Origin of the sequence: Ancylobacter sp. IITR112, from assembly GCF_041415945.1 — a bacterium.
Lineage (GTDB): Bacteria > Pseudomonadota > Alphaproteobacteria > Rhizobiales > Xanthobacteraceae > Ancylobacter.
The window spans coordinates 2,641,277-2,654,673 of sequence record NZ_JBGCUS010000001.1; the positions used below are offsets into that span (position 1 = coordinate 2,641,277).

11 protein-coding genes and 2 pseudogenes are annotated in these 13,397 nt (G+C 65.5%); 6 read left to right on the forward strand and 7 right to left on the reverse strand.

Going from position 1 to position 13,397, the window contains the following annotated elements; genetic code table 11:
• Positions 1-560 precede the first annotated feature (560 nt).
• Genes AAC979_RS12635 through cydB form a run of 3 tightly spaced genes read left to right on the forward strand, consistent with a single transcriptional unit; the run spans position 561 to position 5,315 of the window.
• Positions 561-2,861 (forward strand): FdhF/YdeP family oxidoreductase, encoded by a 2,301-nt coding sequence (locus AAC979_RS12635; protein WP_371347235.1) that lies wholly within the window; start codon positions 561-563, stop codon positions 2,859-2,861.
• A 1-nt stretch (position 2,862) separates the two neighbouring features.
• Complete coding sequence (locus AAC979_RS12640; RefSeq protein ID WP_371347236.1) at positions 2,863-4,278, forward strand: cytochrome ubiquinol oxidase subunit I; 1,416 nt, start codon at positions 2,863-2,865, stop codon at positions 4,276-4,278.
• 2 nt (positions 4,279-4,280) lie between these two features.
• Positions 4,281-5,315: a cytochrome d ubiquinol oxidase subunit II gene (gene cydB / locus AAC979_RS12645; protein ID WP_371347237.1), complete on the forward strand. Its 1,035-nt coding sequence runs from the start codon at positions 4,281-4,283 to the stop codon at positions 5,313-5,315.
• A 37-nt stretch (positions 5,316-5,352) separates the two neighbouring features.
• Here cydB and AAC979_RS12650 read toward each other — a convergent pair whose 3' ends face one another.
• Both AAC979_RS12650 and AAC979_RS12655 read right to left on the reverse strand, forming a co-directional pair.
• Positions 5,353-5,778, reverse strand: a complete 426-nt coding sequence (locus AAC979_RS12650; RefSeq protein WP_371347238.1) for a GFA family protein — start codon at positions 5,776-5,778, stop codon at positions 5,353-5,355.
• 56 nt (positions 5,779-5,834) lie between these two features.
• A pseudogene (locus AAC979_RS12655) lies at positions 5,835-6,143 on the reverse strand (MFS transporter); the annotation flags it as partial.
• Positions 6,144-6,213: 70 nt separating this feature from the next.
• Here AAC979_RS12655 and AAC979_RS12660 point away from each other — a divergent pair.
• The 3 genes and pseudogenes from AAC979_RS12660 to AAC979_RS12670 all read left to right on the forward strand — a co-directional run bounded on the left by AAC979_RS12660 (position 6,214) and on the right by AAC979_RS12670 (position 8,176).
• Positions 6,214-7,378, forward strand: a pseudogene (locus tag AAC979_RS12660) (IS3 family transposase).
• A 75-nt stretch (positions 7,379-7,453) separates the two neighbouring features.
• Entirely contained in the window at positions 7,454-7,615 is a 162-nt protein-coding gene (locus AAC979_RS12665; RefSeq protein ID WP_371349051.1) for a zinc ribbon domain-containing protein, read from the forward strand.
• Positions 7,616-7,702: 87 nt separating this feature from the next.
• Positions 7,703-8,176 (forward strand): hypothetical protein, encoded by a 474-nt coding sequence (locus AAC979_RS12670; protein WP_371347239.1) that lies wholly within the window; start codon positions 7,703-7,705, stop codon positions 8,174-8,176.
• A gap of 189 nt (positions 8,177-8,365) precedes the next feature.
• On the opposite strand, the gene AAC979_RS12675 is transcribed toward AAC979_RS12670, so the two are convergent.
• The 5 genes from AAC979_RS12675 to AAC979_RS12695 are packed head-to-tail and all read right to left on the reverse strand — an operon-like array spanning position 8,366 to position 13,320.
• Positions 8,366-9,271 carry an SMP-30/gluconolactonase/LRE family protein gene (locus AAC979_RS12675; RefSeq protein ID WP_371347240.1) on the reverse strand — a complete coding sequence of 302 codons (906 nt, stop codon included), beginning with the start codon at positions 9,269-9,271 and terminating at the stop codon, positions 8,366-8,368.
• Between the two features lie 20 nt (positions 9,272-9,291).
• Complete coding sequence (locus AAC979_RS12680) at positions 9,292-10,509, reverse strand: enolase C-terminal domain-like protein (protein ID WP_371347241.1); 1,218 nt, start codon at positions 10,507-10,509, stop codon at positions 9,292-9,294.
• A 50-nt stretch (positions 10,510-10,559) separates the two neighbouring features.
• A complete protein-coding gene (locus AAC979_RS12685) occupies positions 10,560-11,357 on the reverse strand; it encodes an ABC transporter permease (protein WP_371347242.1) in 798 nt (265 codons plus the stop codon).
• Positions 11,354-12,223, reverse strand: a complete 870-nt coding sequence (locus tag AAC979_RS12690; RefSeq protein ID WP_371347243.1) for an ABC transporter permease — start codon at positions 12,221-12,223, stop codon at positions 11,354-11,356. The genes AAC979_RS12685 and AAC979_RS12690 overlap by 4 nt, the downstream gene beginning before the upstream one ends.
• Positions 12,220-13,320 carry an ABC transporter ATP-binding protein gene (locus AAC979_RS12695; protein WP_371347244.1) on the reverse strand — a complete coding sequence of 367 codons (1,101 nt, stop codon included), beginning with the start codon at positions 13,318-13,320 and terminating at the stop codon, positions 12,220-12,222. The genes AAC979_RS12690 and AAC979_RS12695 overlap by 4 nt, the downstream gene beginning before the upstream one ends.
• Between the last annotated feature and the right edge of the window lie 77 nt (positions 13,321-13,397).

Here is a 13,397-nt window from a genome sequence, read left to right on the forward strand (position 1 = left end):
TCACATCACCTGTAACGCACGAAGGATCTGGCACGCCCTCGAAGCCGCTCCGAGGTGAGGTGACGCCTTTGTCCGCCCGCGTCTCGGTTTCGGGCCGGCATTTCATGGCCGAGGGCCGCATCATCCTCGGCGGGATCGCTCCATGTTCTTCGGCCCGTCTGTCGCTCGTGCGACTGCCCGTCGGAATAGAGCCCCTTCGACAAAGACCGAAACGGGGTCATTTGCGGTGGTCTGGTTCCAATCTCCAGAACGATGTTACCGAACTCGCCGCCCGTCTGCCTATAGCGGTGCACCTGTGCCTCCAATAGCGAGAACGCATTGCCGACCACAAGACGCGAAGTTGCGCAACTGTCGTGCGGTGGCGGGCGGCGACGGTCGTCTGATGGTGCGACGCGTTAATACCTACGTTTGCCCACCGCATATCGTCAGATCATTTATCCGCGGACGCTCTTAAATTTAGATGATGCGGGGTTGATGAGATCTTTTGCTAAGTGCGACGGCACCCATTCGGATTTGATCTTCCCGCCGATCGCTCAAGCCACGCGCGACAGGAGACCTTTATGGGCATCGTCAAGACCATTCGTCCCTATCATGAACCAGCCGGCGGCTGGGGCGCCCTGAAGGCAATGGGCACCGCGCTGGTCGAGCAGGATATCGCCCTCTCCGGCATGGCCACCTTGTCGCGCATGAACCAGCATGGCGGCTTCGACTGCCCCGGCTGCGGCTGGGCCGACCCGAAGACCCCCTCGCCGTTTGAATATTGTGAGAATGGCGGCAAGGCGGTGGCGTGGGAGGCGACCACGAAGCGCTGCACCCCCGATTTCTTCGCCGCCCACACCGTGTCCGAGCTGGAGGCCTTCACTGATTTTGAGCTGGAGATGCAGGGGCGCCTGACCCATCCCATGCGTTACGACGCCTACACCGACACCTATGTGCCAGTGAGCTGGGACGAGGCCTTCGCAATCGTCGCGGCGCATCTCAATGCGTTGCCGGACCCGAATATGGCGGATTTCTACACCTCGGGCCGCGCCTCCAACGAGGCCGCGTTTCTCTACCAGCTCTTCGCCCGGGAATACGGCACCAACAACTTTCCCGACTGCTCCAATATGTGCCACGAGGCCACCAGCGTCGGCCTGCCGCAGTCGCTAGGCGTCGGCAAAGGAACGGTGCTGCTGGAGGATTTCGAGAAGGCCGACTGCATCTTCATCTTCGGCCAGAACCCCGGCACTAATTCCCCGCGCATGATGACGGAACTGCGCAACGCCTCGCGGCGCGGCGCCACCATCATGTCGTTCAACCCGTTCCGTGAGCGGGCGCTGGAGCGCTTCCAGGCGCCGCAGAACCCGGTGGAGATGGCGACCCTCACCTCGACGCCGATTTCCCAGCGCCTGTTTCAGGTCCGGGTCGGCGGCGATGTCGCGCTCATCAAGGGCATCATGAAGCTGATGGTCGAGGCGGACGAGGCTGCCCGCGCGGAGGGGCGTGGCCCGGTGCTGGACTGGGATTTCATCCACGGCCACACCACTGGCATCGACGCGCTGATCGCCGATCTGAAGGCGACGCAATGGCAGGATATCGAACGTAAATCCGGCATTGCGCGGTCCGATATCGCCGTTGCCGCCGACGCCTATATGAAAGCGGAACGGGCCATCCTCGTCTTCGGCATGGGCATCACCCAGCACCGCCACGGCACGCAGAATGTCCAGCAACTCGCCAATCTCGCGCTTCTGCGCGGCAATATCGGCCGCGAGGGTGCCGGCATCTGCCCGGTGCGCGGCCATTCCAACGTGCAGGGCGACCGCACCGTCGGCATCACCGAGGTGCCGACCGATGCCCTGCTCGATGCGCTTGAGGCGCGGTTCGGCTTCGCGCCGCCCCGGGCGCCCGGCCACAATGTCGTCTCGGCGCTGGAGGCCATGGTGCGCGGCGAGGCCCGGGTGTTCATCGGGCTGGGCGGCAATTTCTCAGCCGCGATCCCGGACTGGGAGCAGACCCAGGCCGCCATGCGCCGGCTCGACCTCACCGTTCATGTCTCGACCAAACTGAACCGTAGCCATCTCGTCCATGGGCGCGAGGCGCTGATCCTGCCCTGCCTCGGCCGCACCGAGATTGACGAGCAGGCCGGTGGCCCGCAGGCGGTCACGGTCGAGGATTCCATGTCGATGGTGCACGCCTCTCGCGGCCATAACCGGCCGGCTTCCGCGCACCTGAAGAGCGAGCCCGCCATCATCGCCGGCATGGCACGCGCGACGCTCGGCGCGCGCTCCCAGATCGCATGGGAGGAACTGATCGCCGACTATGCGCGGATCCGCGAGGACATCGAGGCGGTGTTCCCGATCTTCCAGGGCTACAATTCTCGCATCGAACAGCCGGGCGGTTTCCACCTCACCTCGCTCGCCCGCGAGCGTATCTGGGCGACGCCCTCCGGCAAGGCCAACCTGCTGGTCTGCGAGGGGCTGTGCGAGGACCCGAGCGTCGATGATCCGCAGGCATTGTGGCTGACCACGGTGCGCAGCCACGACCAGTACAACACCACGCTCTATTCGCTCTCCGACCGCTATCGCGGCGTCTACGGCCAGCGCGACGTGATCTTCCTCAACGCGCAGGAGATGGAGCGGCGCGGCCTGAAGGCCGATGACCGGGTCGATATCGTCACCGTGGCGCAAGACGGCATCGAGCGCGCGGTGCGCGGCTTCAGGATCGTGCCCTACAGCTTCCCGGATGGCAGCTGTGCTGCCTATTACCCCGAGACCAACCCACTGGTGCCGCTTTACGCGCATGACCCGCAGAGCTTCACCCCCTCGTCGAAGGGCGTGCCGGTGCGTCTCGTGAAGACCACCACCCAGATGGGAGCCCACTGACATGGACGCGGTCGCCCTTTCCCGCCTACAGTTCGCCTTCACCATCGGCTTCCACATATTGTGGCCGACGCTGACCATCGGCACCGCCTGGTTCGTCACCGTGCTGAGCGCCCTGTGGTGGCGCACCGGCAACACGGTCTATCGCGACCTGATGCGGTTCTGGATGCGGCTGTTCGCGCTCGGCTTCGGCATGGGCGTCGTCACCGGCATCGTGCTGAGCTACGAGATCGGCACCAACTGGGCTGGCTTCTCCCGCTCGGTCGCCAATGTGCTGGGGCCGCTCTTCGCCTATGAGACGATGACCGCCTTCTTCCTGGAGGCCGGCTTCATCGGCATCATGCTGTTCGGCGAAGGGCGGGTGTCGAAGGGCGCCCATGTCTTCGCCTGCCTGATGGTGGCGACGGGCGCGCTGATCTCCTCCACCTGGATCATCGCCGCCAATAGCTGGATGCAGACCCCGGCCGGCGCGGTGGCGGATGCCGAGGGCATCTTCCATGTGGTGAGCTGGTGGGACGTGATCTTCAATGCCTCCTTCCCCTATCGCCTCGCCCATATGGTGTGCGCGAGCTTCCTGACCTGTTCCTTCGTCATCGCCGGCGTCTCGGCGTTCCATCTCTGGCGCGGCCAGCATGTGGTGGCCTCGCGCAAAGGATTTTCCATGGCGCTGTGGCTGGCGCTGGTGCTGGCGCCGCTGCAGATCTTCATCGGCGACCTGCATGGCCGCAACACCATGGTGGAGCAGCCGACCAAGCTCGCGGCGATGGAGGGGCTGTGGGAGACGACCCGAGGGCCGGCGATGACCGTGATCGCCTGGCCGGACATGGCGGCGCAGAAGAACCTCTTCGCCATCGACATTCCGCACCTCGCCAGCCTCTACCTCACCCATAGCTGGGACGGCGAAGTGCAGGGGCTGAAGGCGGTGCCGCCGGCCGACCAGCCCAATGTGCCGGTGGTGTTCTTCGCCTTCCGCATCATGGCCGGCATCGGCGTGGTGCTGCTCGCCACCGCACTCACCGGCTTGGTGCTGCGGCTGCGGGGACGGCTGTTCACCGCCCGCTGGTTCCAGTTTCTCACCATGGCGACGACCCCGCTCGGCTTCCTCGCTGTGCTGGCCGGCTGGACGGTGACGGAAGCGGGGCGGCAGCCCTGGATCATCTATGGCGCGCTGCGCACAGCGGATGCGGCCGCGCCGGTGGCGGCCGGGGCGGTGACGACCAGCCTGCTGATCTTCTTCGCGGTCTACAATGTGCTGCTGCTGGCCTTCGTCTGGTTCGCCGGGCGGGTCGCCCTGAAGGGGCCGATCGATACGTCGCCGCCGACCCGCGAGCACCCCGGCATGGAGCGCAGCACGCTCGGCGCCTTCACCCCGTCTCCTGTCCCGTCGCCCATGCGCGGCACCGACCCAGCGAGGGCCTGACCATGACCGAACTTCTGCAGGCGGACTATATCCCGCTGGTCTTCGCCGCCGTCGCCGTGTTCTGCGTCACGGTCTATGTGCTCGCCGACGGGCTCGATCTCGGCGTCGGCATCCTCTTCCTCGCCGCCCCGCGCGACGCTGACCGCGACCTGATGATGGCGTCGATCGAGCCGGTGTGGGACGGCAACGAGACCTGGCTTGTCATGGGCGGCACGCTGCTCTTCGCTGCCTTTCCCGCCGGCTACTACATCCTGCTGCCGGCCTTCTATCTGCCGATCATGTTCATGCTGTTCGCGCTGATCTTCCGCGGCGTGGCATTCGGCTTCCGCCTTCAGGCGACGCGCCTCCGCCTCGTCTGGGACATCGCCTTCTTCGCCGGCTCCGTGCTGGCGACCTTCTGCCAGGGGCTGATCCTGGGCGGGCTGATCAATGGCGTGCCGGTGGAGAACGGCATGTTCGCCGGCGGGCCGTTCAGCTTCCTCAGCCTGCTCGGCGTGCTGTGCGGGGTCGGCCTGGTCGGCGGCTACGCGCTGATCGGCGCCGGCTGGCTGATCTGGAAGACCGATGGCGCGACGCAGGTCTTCGCCCGCGAGATCGCCCATGCCGCGCTGATCCTCACCGGCGCGATGATGGTGCTGGTGAGCGGGTGGAGTGCGTGGAGCGTGCCGGACGTGGCCACGCGGTGGTTCGCCCTGCCGAACCTCTTCCTGCTCGCGCCCGTGCCGCTGGTGACGCTCGCGGTTGTCTTCGCGCTGTGGCACGGCATCTGGGAAGGCGCGCAGCTCCGTACCTTCCTGCTCGCGCTCGCCCTGTTCGCCCTCGGGCTAATCGGGCTCATCGTCAGCCTCTGGCCCTATCTCGTCCCCCGCCACGTCACGGTGTGGGACGGCATGTCCGACCCGCAGTCGCTCGCCTTCCTCGCCGTGGGGGTCGCGGTCATCATCCCGATCGTCCTCGCCTATCAGGCGCACGCCTATTGGGTGTTCCGCGGTAAGACCAAGCATGAAACCGGCGCTTATGGTGGTAGTGGCGGATAAATACAGCGGTTCAGCAGAGCCTGCGGATTCGTGACGGTCAGTTGAACGGAATGAACAGCAGCGTCCCAGCCCGGCGAGGCGGCTTTCCGGCGTCGCTGGTGTGGTTGATGCCATCCATGACCGGCACTTCGGGGAAATCGAACGGGCTTACGCCGTTGAGGCAGGCGACGTTGACCGCGTACAGCTGCTGGTCCGAGCGGCGCTGATGGTGGGTGTAGATCCCGCAACGCGAACAGAAGAAGTGCTGCGCGGGGCCGGTGTGGAAATGGTAGCTGGTCAGCACCTCTTCCCCCTGCAGCAGTTCGATCCCGCCCATTTCGGCCATCGCGACGACCGCGCCGCGCATAAGGCAATAGGAACAGGTGCAACGCCGGATCGAACTCAAACCGTCGTTGAGCGCCACCTGGAAGCGCACCGCCCCGCAATGGCACTGGCCAAAACGCTTTTTCGTGTCACTTGTCATGTGGTTCCCTATCGACGTCTCCTGAGGCGCGGGCTGGATCGCGCGACGGCCGCCGCTCACTGCCTGGCCAATCGGGGCCCAAGGGCGAGGGCGAGCGGCAGATTGACAAGCGCCGCGACGGCGGTCCCGAGCGTCGCGATGACGGGTCCCGCCTGGTCGCCCACCGCGCCGAACAGCAGCGGCGCCAGCGCCCCCGAACCGATCACCCCCGTGTAGAAGATGGCGAAGGCCCGTTTGGTGCGGTCGGCCGGCGCCAGTTCCGGCACCGTGCCATAGAGCACCGACGACGTGCCGTTCAACGTAAGCCCGAGCAGCGGCAGCAGGACCAGAAGCGGCGCGAGGGGCAGCAAGACAGCGACGGCGATCATCAGTACTGGCCTGCTGCCGGTTTCGTGGACACCGAGATTGGGTGTTTCATGAAGCCGGAGGTGGCAGATCCAGCGACGGAAGTTTTCGCGGGAGTTCAAGGTTGAAGCGTTTCGGTTGATCAAGGAGCGGGGCGTATCGGCGGCTCAGGCAGCGCGCGATCTCGACGTGCACGAGAACGTGCTGCGCAAGTGGGTGCGGGAGCTGGCATCCGATCCCCGCCAGGCCTTTCCGGGTCACGGCCAGATGAAGCCGGAGCAGGTTGAGATCGAGAAACTGCGGCGGGAGGTCGCCAAGCTCAAGGCGGAGCGTGACGTCCTAAGACGGGCCGCAGCCTCCTTCGCGAAGGACGTGACATGAGGTTCGCGTTCATTGCGAAGCACCGGGGGATCTGGCGATTCCTCGTTTAAGGATCGGGCATGGCTTTGCGAAGCGCTGGATGTGTCGCGGTCGGGCTTCCATGCCTGGCTCAGCCGGAAGCCCAGCCAGCGCAGCCAGGAGGATGAGGAGATTCGGCGCCAAGGTGCCGGCGAGCTTCATCGGCTCAGCGCGCACCTATGGCGCAAGGCGCGTCTGGCGGGACGTGCTGGCGGAAGGGATTGACTGCGGGCTTCACCGCATCGAGCGGCTGATGCGGGCACAAGCGCTTCGCGCAAGGCCACGCAGGCGCGGGCTGCCGAAGGATGTCGGCCTGCGGGCCGCCGCGTCGGACAATCTGCTGGATCGCGCCTTCGAGGCCTCGGCCCCAAATCAGAAATGGATCGCCGACTTCACCTATGTCTGGACTGCCGAGGGCTGGCTCTATGTAGCGGCCGTCATCGACCTGTTCTCGCGCCGCGTGGTAGGCTGGTCCATGCAGGCCCAGATGACCGCGCAGCTCGTCACCGACGCGCTCATCATGGCGATCTGGCGCCGTGGCAAGCCCGATGCTCTTCTGCATCACTCCGACCAGGGCAGCCAGTACGCCAGCGAGCAGTTCCAGAAGCTGATGGCCGACAATGGCGTCGCTTGCTCGATGAGCCGATCCGGCAACGTCTGGGACAATGCCGCCATGGAGAGCTTCTTCTCGTCGCTGAAGACCGAGCGCATCAGAGGCAAGGTCTACCGGACACGCAACGAGGCCCGGGCTGACGTGTTCGACTATATTGAGACGTTCTACAACGCTGTCCGCAGGCACTCGACCATCGGCTACGTCAGCCCGATGGAGTTCGAGCGGAAGGTGGGATTAGCTTAACTGCGCGTCCACGAAACCGGCAGCAGGCCAGAGGGTCTGATCTCGTATGAAATCTTTAAACGCATTCAGGACCGGCTGAACGGTGCGACCTATGCACCCCGCCGCAAGAACCTCAACGAGGACTTCCCGCTTCGCGGCTATGTCCTCTGCGCCGACTGCGACACGCCTCTGACCGCCTGCTGGTCTAAAGGGTCGCACGGCCGCTATCCCTACTATCTGTGCCCCAAGCGAGGCTGAGAGAGCTACGGCAAGTCGATCAAGCGCGACGTACTCGAAGGCGAGTTCTCGGAGCTGCTGCACGCCGTGCAGCCAAGCGCACCTGTCATGTCGATCGCGGAGCGCATGCTGCGCAAATGGTGGGATCACCTGGCCCAAGGCTCTCAATCGCAGGCAAAGGCCATCGGAGCCCAACTGATCAAGATCGACCGCGACATAGAGAAGCTGCTCGATCGCGTTGTCGATGCCAGCGTGCCAAGCGTGATCGCAGCCTATGAGGATCGCATCCGCGCGCTGGAGGAAGAGAAGATCGTCCTGCGGGAAAAGGCCTCGAAGCTGGGCCGCCCTGCGAGCAGCTTCGACGACACACTTAGAACGGCGCTCGAGTTTCTCTCAAACCCCTGGAATCTCTGGGATTCAGGGCGACTTGAGGACCGCCGTGCGGTGCTCAAGCTCGCATTTGCCGAGCGGCTTCGCTACATGCGAAAAACAGGGTTTAGAACGGCAGATTTGTCCTTACCGTTCAAGGTCTTGGGTGCTTTTGGAAGGGCTGAAAGTGAAATGGCGCGCCGACCAAGGTGAAACTGCGAACACTTATGTCGTTGAAATTGCCTTCAATTAGACGAGTGGCGATCTGGTCATCTGCGAAGGGATGATGGATAGACGCCGCAGGGAGCCGTCTTGGAGTGGCCGGTTTGCGTCGCCGCTCTAGATGACCGACCACAGCGCACGCCCACTCCTCGGAGCGACAGTTTGTCCAAGGAGTGATTTTCACCGACCTCTGAATGTCTGCTCGGCGATCCCCACGAAGCCCGTTTGCAAGGCGAAAAGCGAGCCGGAGAGCGGGGCCGCTTCCAGCAGCGGAGCCGTAAGGTCCAGCCGCGCACTGGTCGCGAAAAGAACAGCCAGCCCCTGCCGTCCAAAGGCAACGCTCGTAAGGCGCGGTACCGGCAAAGGTATCACAAGCTCGCGCTCCCCCTCCGACGAGAAGCGGGTAACCCGCCAGCCATCCCAGTGCGCCACCCAGACACCCCCGTCGGCGTCAACGGTCAGTCCGTCTGGATATCCCTCGTCGATCGCCATTTCGGCGAAAACCCGGCGATTGCGGAGACCGACGACATCGGGCGCAAGATCATAGGCGAGGATCCGCCGTCCAACACTGTCGCTGAGATAGAGCACATCGCCATCGGGCGAGAAGGCCGGTCCGTTGACCACGGTGAAGCCGCTGTCCGCCAGAACGGGAGGCGATCCCGGCACCCAGCACCACAGCGCCCCCCGTGGATCGCGCTCGGCAAGATCGCTCGTACCGATCCAGAGGCGTCCCCACCGGTCGACCTTGGCATCGTTGTAGCCGACGCCGCCTCGTCCTGCTTCGGGATGGCCGAGCTGTTCCATGCCGTCGCGCTCCCAGTCGTACAGCCACAGGCCGTCGGAGGCGCTCAGGATGAGACGACCGGGCCCGTCGCCGGCGACGATGGCGCCTAGCGGCGGTGGACGATCGATCCGGCGGGTCTCCACCCGGCCCTCGCCGTCCATGCGGTGCAGGCGGGTGAGGGCCAGGTCGAGCCAGTAGAGGTGGCCATCCACGGGATGCCAGAGCGGCGCCTCGCCGAGTGCGTCCCCGGTTTGAGCGACGACCCGAAAGGTCGGGCGCGAGGAGATCGGTCCACGGGTCATCGTCCGCCCTTCCCGAGGCCTCAGGACGCCACGTCCATCGCCGTCATAACGGCCGAGCTGGCATCGTCTCCGGCGCGCGAAGCAAAGAGGATACGGCCCCCGACGGAAATTTCCACGTCGACCCGGTATCGCTCGAGAGCGGCAGGGTCGATCTCAACCCCCAAGCCCGGCGCCTCGGGTGCCGCGATCTCTCCATTGCTGTCGCGCTCGATGTGGTTGGCCGTCAGTTCCACCGCGAGCGGCTGCAGCGCCACCGGAAATTCGCAGAGCGTCGCCTCGGCCACGCCGGCGAAGGGCTGGAGCGAGGCGCTCAGCGCGAGGTTCGAGGTGAAGGTGTGGTTCACATAGGTGACGCCCTTGGCCCGCGCATGATCGGCCACCCGCTTGGCCGGTCCGATCCCGCCGATGCGCCCGCAATCAATCTGCACATAGCCGATGCCGCCGAAATCGATGAGATTGCGGGCCATGTGGAAATTATGAGCGCCTTCGCCGCCGGCCATCTTCACCGTGCTGCGCGCGCCGAGCGCGGCATATTCGCCATAGGCGCTGGCGGCGAACGGCTCTTCCAGCCACGTGGCTCGCGCTGCCTCGAGGGCTGGAAGGCGCTCCGACGCGCGCTCGACGTCCTCGCCGAAGATTTGGCCGACATCGACGAGGAGGATTCCATCGGCGCCCAGCCCCTCGCGAGCGGCGACGAAATGATCGACATCGACACCCAGCGCGCCGCGTCCGATCGGGCCCCAGCCAAACTTCACGGCCCGGAATCCCTGGGCGCGCGAGCGCCGGCCGCGCTCCAGCGTCTCCTGCGGCGTGTCGCCGAAAAGCTGCGAGGCGTAAGGCGTCTTGCGGCAGGTACGGTCATAGCCGAGCAGCTTCCAGACCGGCTCGCCGCGCGCCTTGCCGAGTAGGTCCCACAGCGCCATCTCGATGCCCGACCATGTGTGCGCGGCCTGTAGCAAGTCCATGCTATCATATTCGACCTGCGCGGCCATGCGGGCGATGTCCTGCGGCCCGTCGAGCCGCTGGCCAAGCACCGCGCTTTGTACCGGCTGGCAGGCGCCATGCGACATCGGGCAGACGAACGCGGCGATGGAGGGCAACGGAGCCGCTTCGCACTCGCCCCAGCCGATATGGCCGCCGGCCGTGACGCGCACGACGAGGGCGTCCTGGCTGCCATCGGCCGCGGTAGTGATCTCGGGCATGGCCAGATAGAAAAAGTCGACGGCTTCGATCTTCATGGGACGCGTCTTCTCTCAAAAGGCAGGTTTGGGTCGGGCGGCGTGGCGTGTCAGACACGCTCGCCGGCGCGTTGCATCAGGCCGATGGCGAAGGTGATGGCGGCGGTGCACAGAAAGATCAGCGTCGCCAGGGCGTTGATCTCCGGGACGAAGCCCACCCGCATCATCGCCCACAGGCGGATCGGCAGCGTGGTCTGCGATCCCGCGACGAAGAGGGTGATCAGCGTCTCGTCAAAGGAGATGGCAAAGGCCAGGAGGACACCGGAAATCAGTGCTGGTCGCATCTGCGGCAGGATCACGTAGCGCAGAGTCTGCCCCCGCGACGCACCCAGGTCGAGCGAGGCCTCGGTAAGGCTGCTGCCTAGCAATTGCAGCCGCACCAGCACCGTGCGGTACACCACCGGCACGATGAAGACGACATGGGCGATGATGATCGTCACCAGCCCGCGGCCGAGATCGATCTCGCGAAAGGCGATCAGCAGCGAGAGGCCGGTGATGATCGGCGGCAGCAGGAACGGCAGGAACACCATGATCTGCATGGCAATACCGAGGCCCCGCCGTGCAGAGACGAAGTAGAAGGCGAACATCAGCGCCAGCACCAGCGCCAGAAGGCTCGACACCGTCGCCACGGCGAGCGAGGTCGAGAGCGCCGAGAGAATTTCGCCATTGGCGAGCAGGGCGACATATGGATCGAGCGAGAAGGGCGCGAAGCCGAGCGTGCCGCGCACCCTCACGATCTGGAAGAAGGAGAGCGCCGCAGTCGCCAGCAGCGGGGCATAGAGGGCAATAAGGCCAACTCCGGCGACGAGGCCGAGCAGCGCATCGAGAAATGGCGCCTTCTGCTTCATCGCACATGCTCCCGCCGGAGGCTCAGGCCGGCGAGCGCCACCGCAAGCAGCGTAGTAGCGAGCAGAATGACGGCGAGGGCCGAGCCGAGCGGCCAGTTGAGCGCGAGGCCGAACTGGCTGAACACGATGCGTCCGAAGGTGAAGCCCTGGGTGCCACCCACCATTTGCGGCGTGACGAAATCACCGAAGGTGAGAATGAAGGTGAACACCGCGCCAGCCGCGATGCCTGGCCGCGCGAGGGGCAAGACGACGTCGCGCAGCGCCTGCAGCGGCGTGGCGCCGAGGTCGGCGCCGGCGGCGAGGTAGTTCGCCGGGATGCGATCCAATGCCAGATAGATCGGCAGGATCGCATAGGGCAGATACAGCACCGCGAGAGCGATGAAGATGGCCGTGCGCGAAAACAGCAGCGCCTCGATCGGCTGATCGATCAGCCCGAGCCCCAGCATGGCTTCGTTCAGCAACCCGCGTTGCCCCAGAATGGAGCGGATCGAATAGACCTTGATGATGTAGCTCATGAACAGCGGCAGCATGAAGCTCATCAGGATCAGGAAGCGCATCCGCGGGGTACGCCGGAAGATGAACAGCGCGATGGCGGTGGAGAGCGCCACATTGACCATCGTCACCTGCAGCGACAGCCCGACCGTCTGCAGATAGACGGACAGGTAGCTACCCTCGGTGAAGAAGGCGCGGTAGTTGGCGAGCGTCGGGATGAGAAGGATCTGCCCATCCTGCAGCGTCCAGAAGCTCACCACTACGAAGGAGAGTATCGGGATCACCACGAAGAGCAGCGGCAGGCCGAGATTCAGCGCATGGCCAAGGCCGGCGCGCAGGAGGTCTTGGCGATCGCGTCGAAGGGGGGGGGTCATCGCGCCCATCCTAACGGTGCCGCCTGCAGCAGAGCGGCGTCGTCGGCCGCCCAGCCGAGCCTGACGGATGCCCCCGGCCGAAGCCCGGCGACCGCCCCATCGGCGAGGCGGCGCACCTTGATCACGGCCCCCGGCAGCGCGGGAGCGAGCAACTCGATCATCACATTGGCCCCGAGAAAGCGCACATCCGCCACTTCGGCCGGCAGCCCGTCCGGGGCGGCCGGATCGGCGTCCAGCCGGACGTGCTCGGGGCGCACCGCCAACAGCACGGCGCTTCCCGGCACCGGCGCTGGCCCATCGACGGTCGCGCCGAGGCGCCCGGCGGCGGTGTCGACCGTGCAGAGCCGGCCGTCGACCGCGGCCAGCGTTCCCGGAATCAGGTTGTTGTCGCCGAGAAAGGAGGCGGTGAAAAGCGTGCGGGGGCGGCGATAAAGCTCCTCGGGCGCGCCCTCCTGCTCGATGCGGCCCTGATTGACCACGATGATCCGGTCGGACAGTGCGATCGCTTCCTCCTGGTCGTGAGTGATGAAGACGAAGGCGATGCCGAGCCGGCGCTGCAACGATTTGAGGAAGCGCTGCATCTGCGCGCGCAATTCGACGTCGAGTGCCGACAGCGGTTCGTCGAGAAGGATGAGCCGCGGCTCGCAGATGATGGCGCGGGCCAGCGCCACGCGCTGGCGCTGGCCGCCGGACATCTGCGCGGGATAGCGTCCGCCGAAGGTGCCCAGCCCCACCGTATCCAGCACCTCGGCGACACGTTCGGCGATCTCCACCTTCGGGCGCCCGCGCACCTTCAGGCCGTAACCGACATTTTCGGCGACCGTCATGTGGTGGAACAATGCGTAGTCTTGGAAGACCGTGTTGAAAGGGCGTCGGTTGATCGGCACGGCGGAGAGGTCGCGCCCCTCGAACATCAGCCTTCCGCCGTCGATCCCCTCGAAGCCGCCGATGATGCGCAGGATGGTGGTCTTGCCTGAACCGGAAGGCCCGAGGATGGTGAGGAATTCGTTGTCGGCCACGGTGATGTCGATACCGTCGAGCACGCGCACCGCGCCGTAGCGTTTCGAGACGTTGTCGAGATGGAGGAGAGGCTGCACGCGTGTCGCTCCGTCATCTGGTCGAGGAAGGCGGCATCCCGATGCCGCCCGAGGTCACGTCCGGCCCGTCGGGCCGG

Bases quoted from the DNA above. Each gene is read 5' to 3' on its own strand.
- AAC979_RS12670 (WP_371347239.1), top strand. From the start codon at position 7,703: ATGTCGATCGCGGAGCGCATGCTGCGCAAATGGTGGGATCACCTGGCC.
- AAC979_RS12680 (WP_371347241.1), bottom strand. From the start codon at position 10,509: ATGAAGATCGAAGCCGTCGACTTTTTCTATCTGGCCATGCCCGAGATC.
- AAC979_RS12690 (WP_371347243.1), bottom strand. From the start codon at position 12,223: ATGACCCCCCCCCTTCGACGCGATCGCCAAGACCTCCTGCGCGCCGGC.
- AAC979_RS12650 (WP_371347238.1), bottom strand. From the start codon at position 5,778: ATGACAAGTGACACGAAAAAGCGTTTTGGCCAGTGCCATTGCGGGGCG.
- AAC979_RS12675 (WP_371347240.1), bottom strand. From the start codon at position 9,271: ATGACCCGTGGACCGATCTCCTCGCGCCCGACCTTTCGGGTCGTCGCT.
- AAC979_RS12635 (WP_371347235.1), top strand. From the start codon at position 561: ATGGGCATCGTCAAGACCATTCGTCCCTATCATGAACCAGCCGGCGGC.
- cydB (WP_371347237.1), top strand. From the start codon at position 4,281: ATGACCGAACTTCTGCAGGCGGACTATATCCCGCTGGTCTTCGCCGCC.
- AAC979_RS12640 (WP_371347236.1), top strand. From the start codon at position 2,863: ATGGACGCGGTCGCCCTTTCCCGCCTACAGTTCGCCTTCACCATCGGC.
- AAC979_RS12685 (WP_371347242.1), bottom strand. From the start codon at position 11,357: ATGAAGCAGAAGGCGCCATTTCTCGATGCGCTGCTCGGCCTCGTCGCC.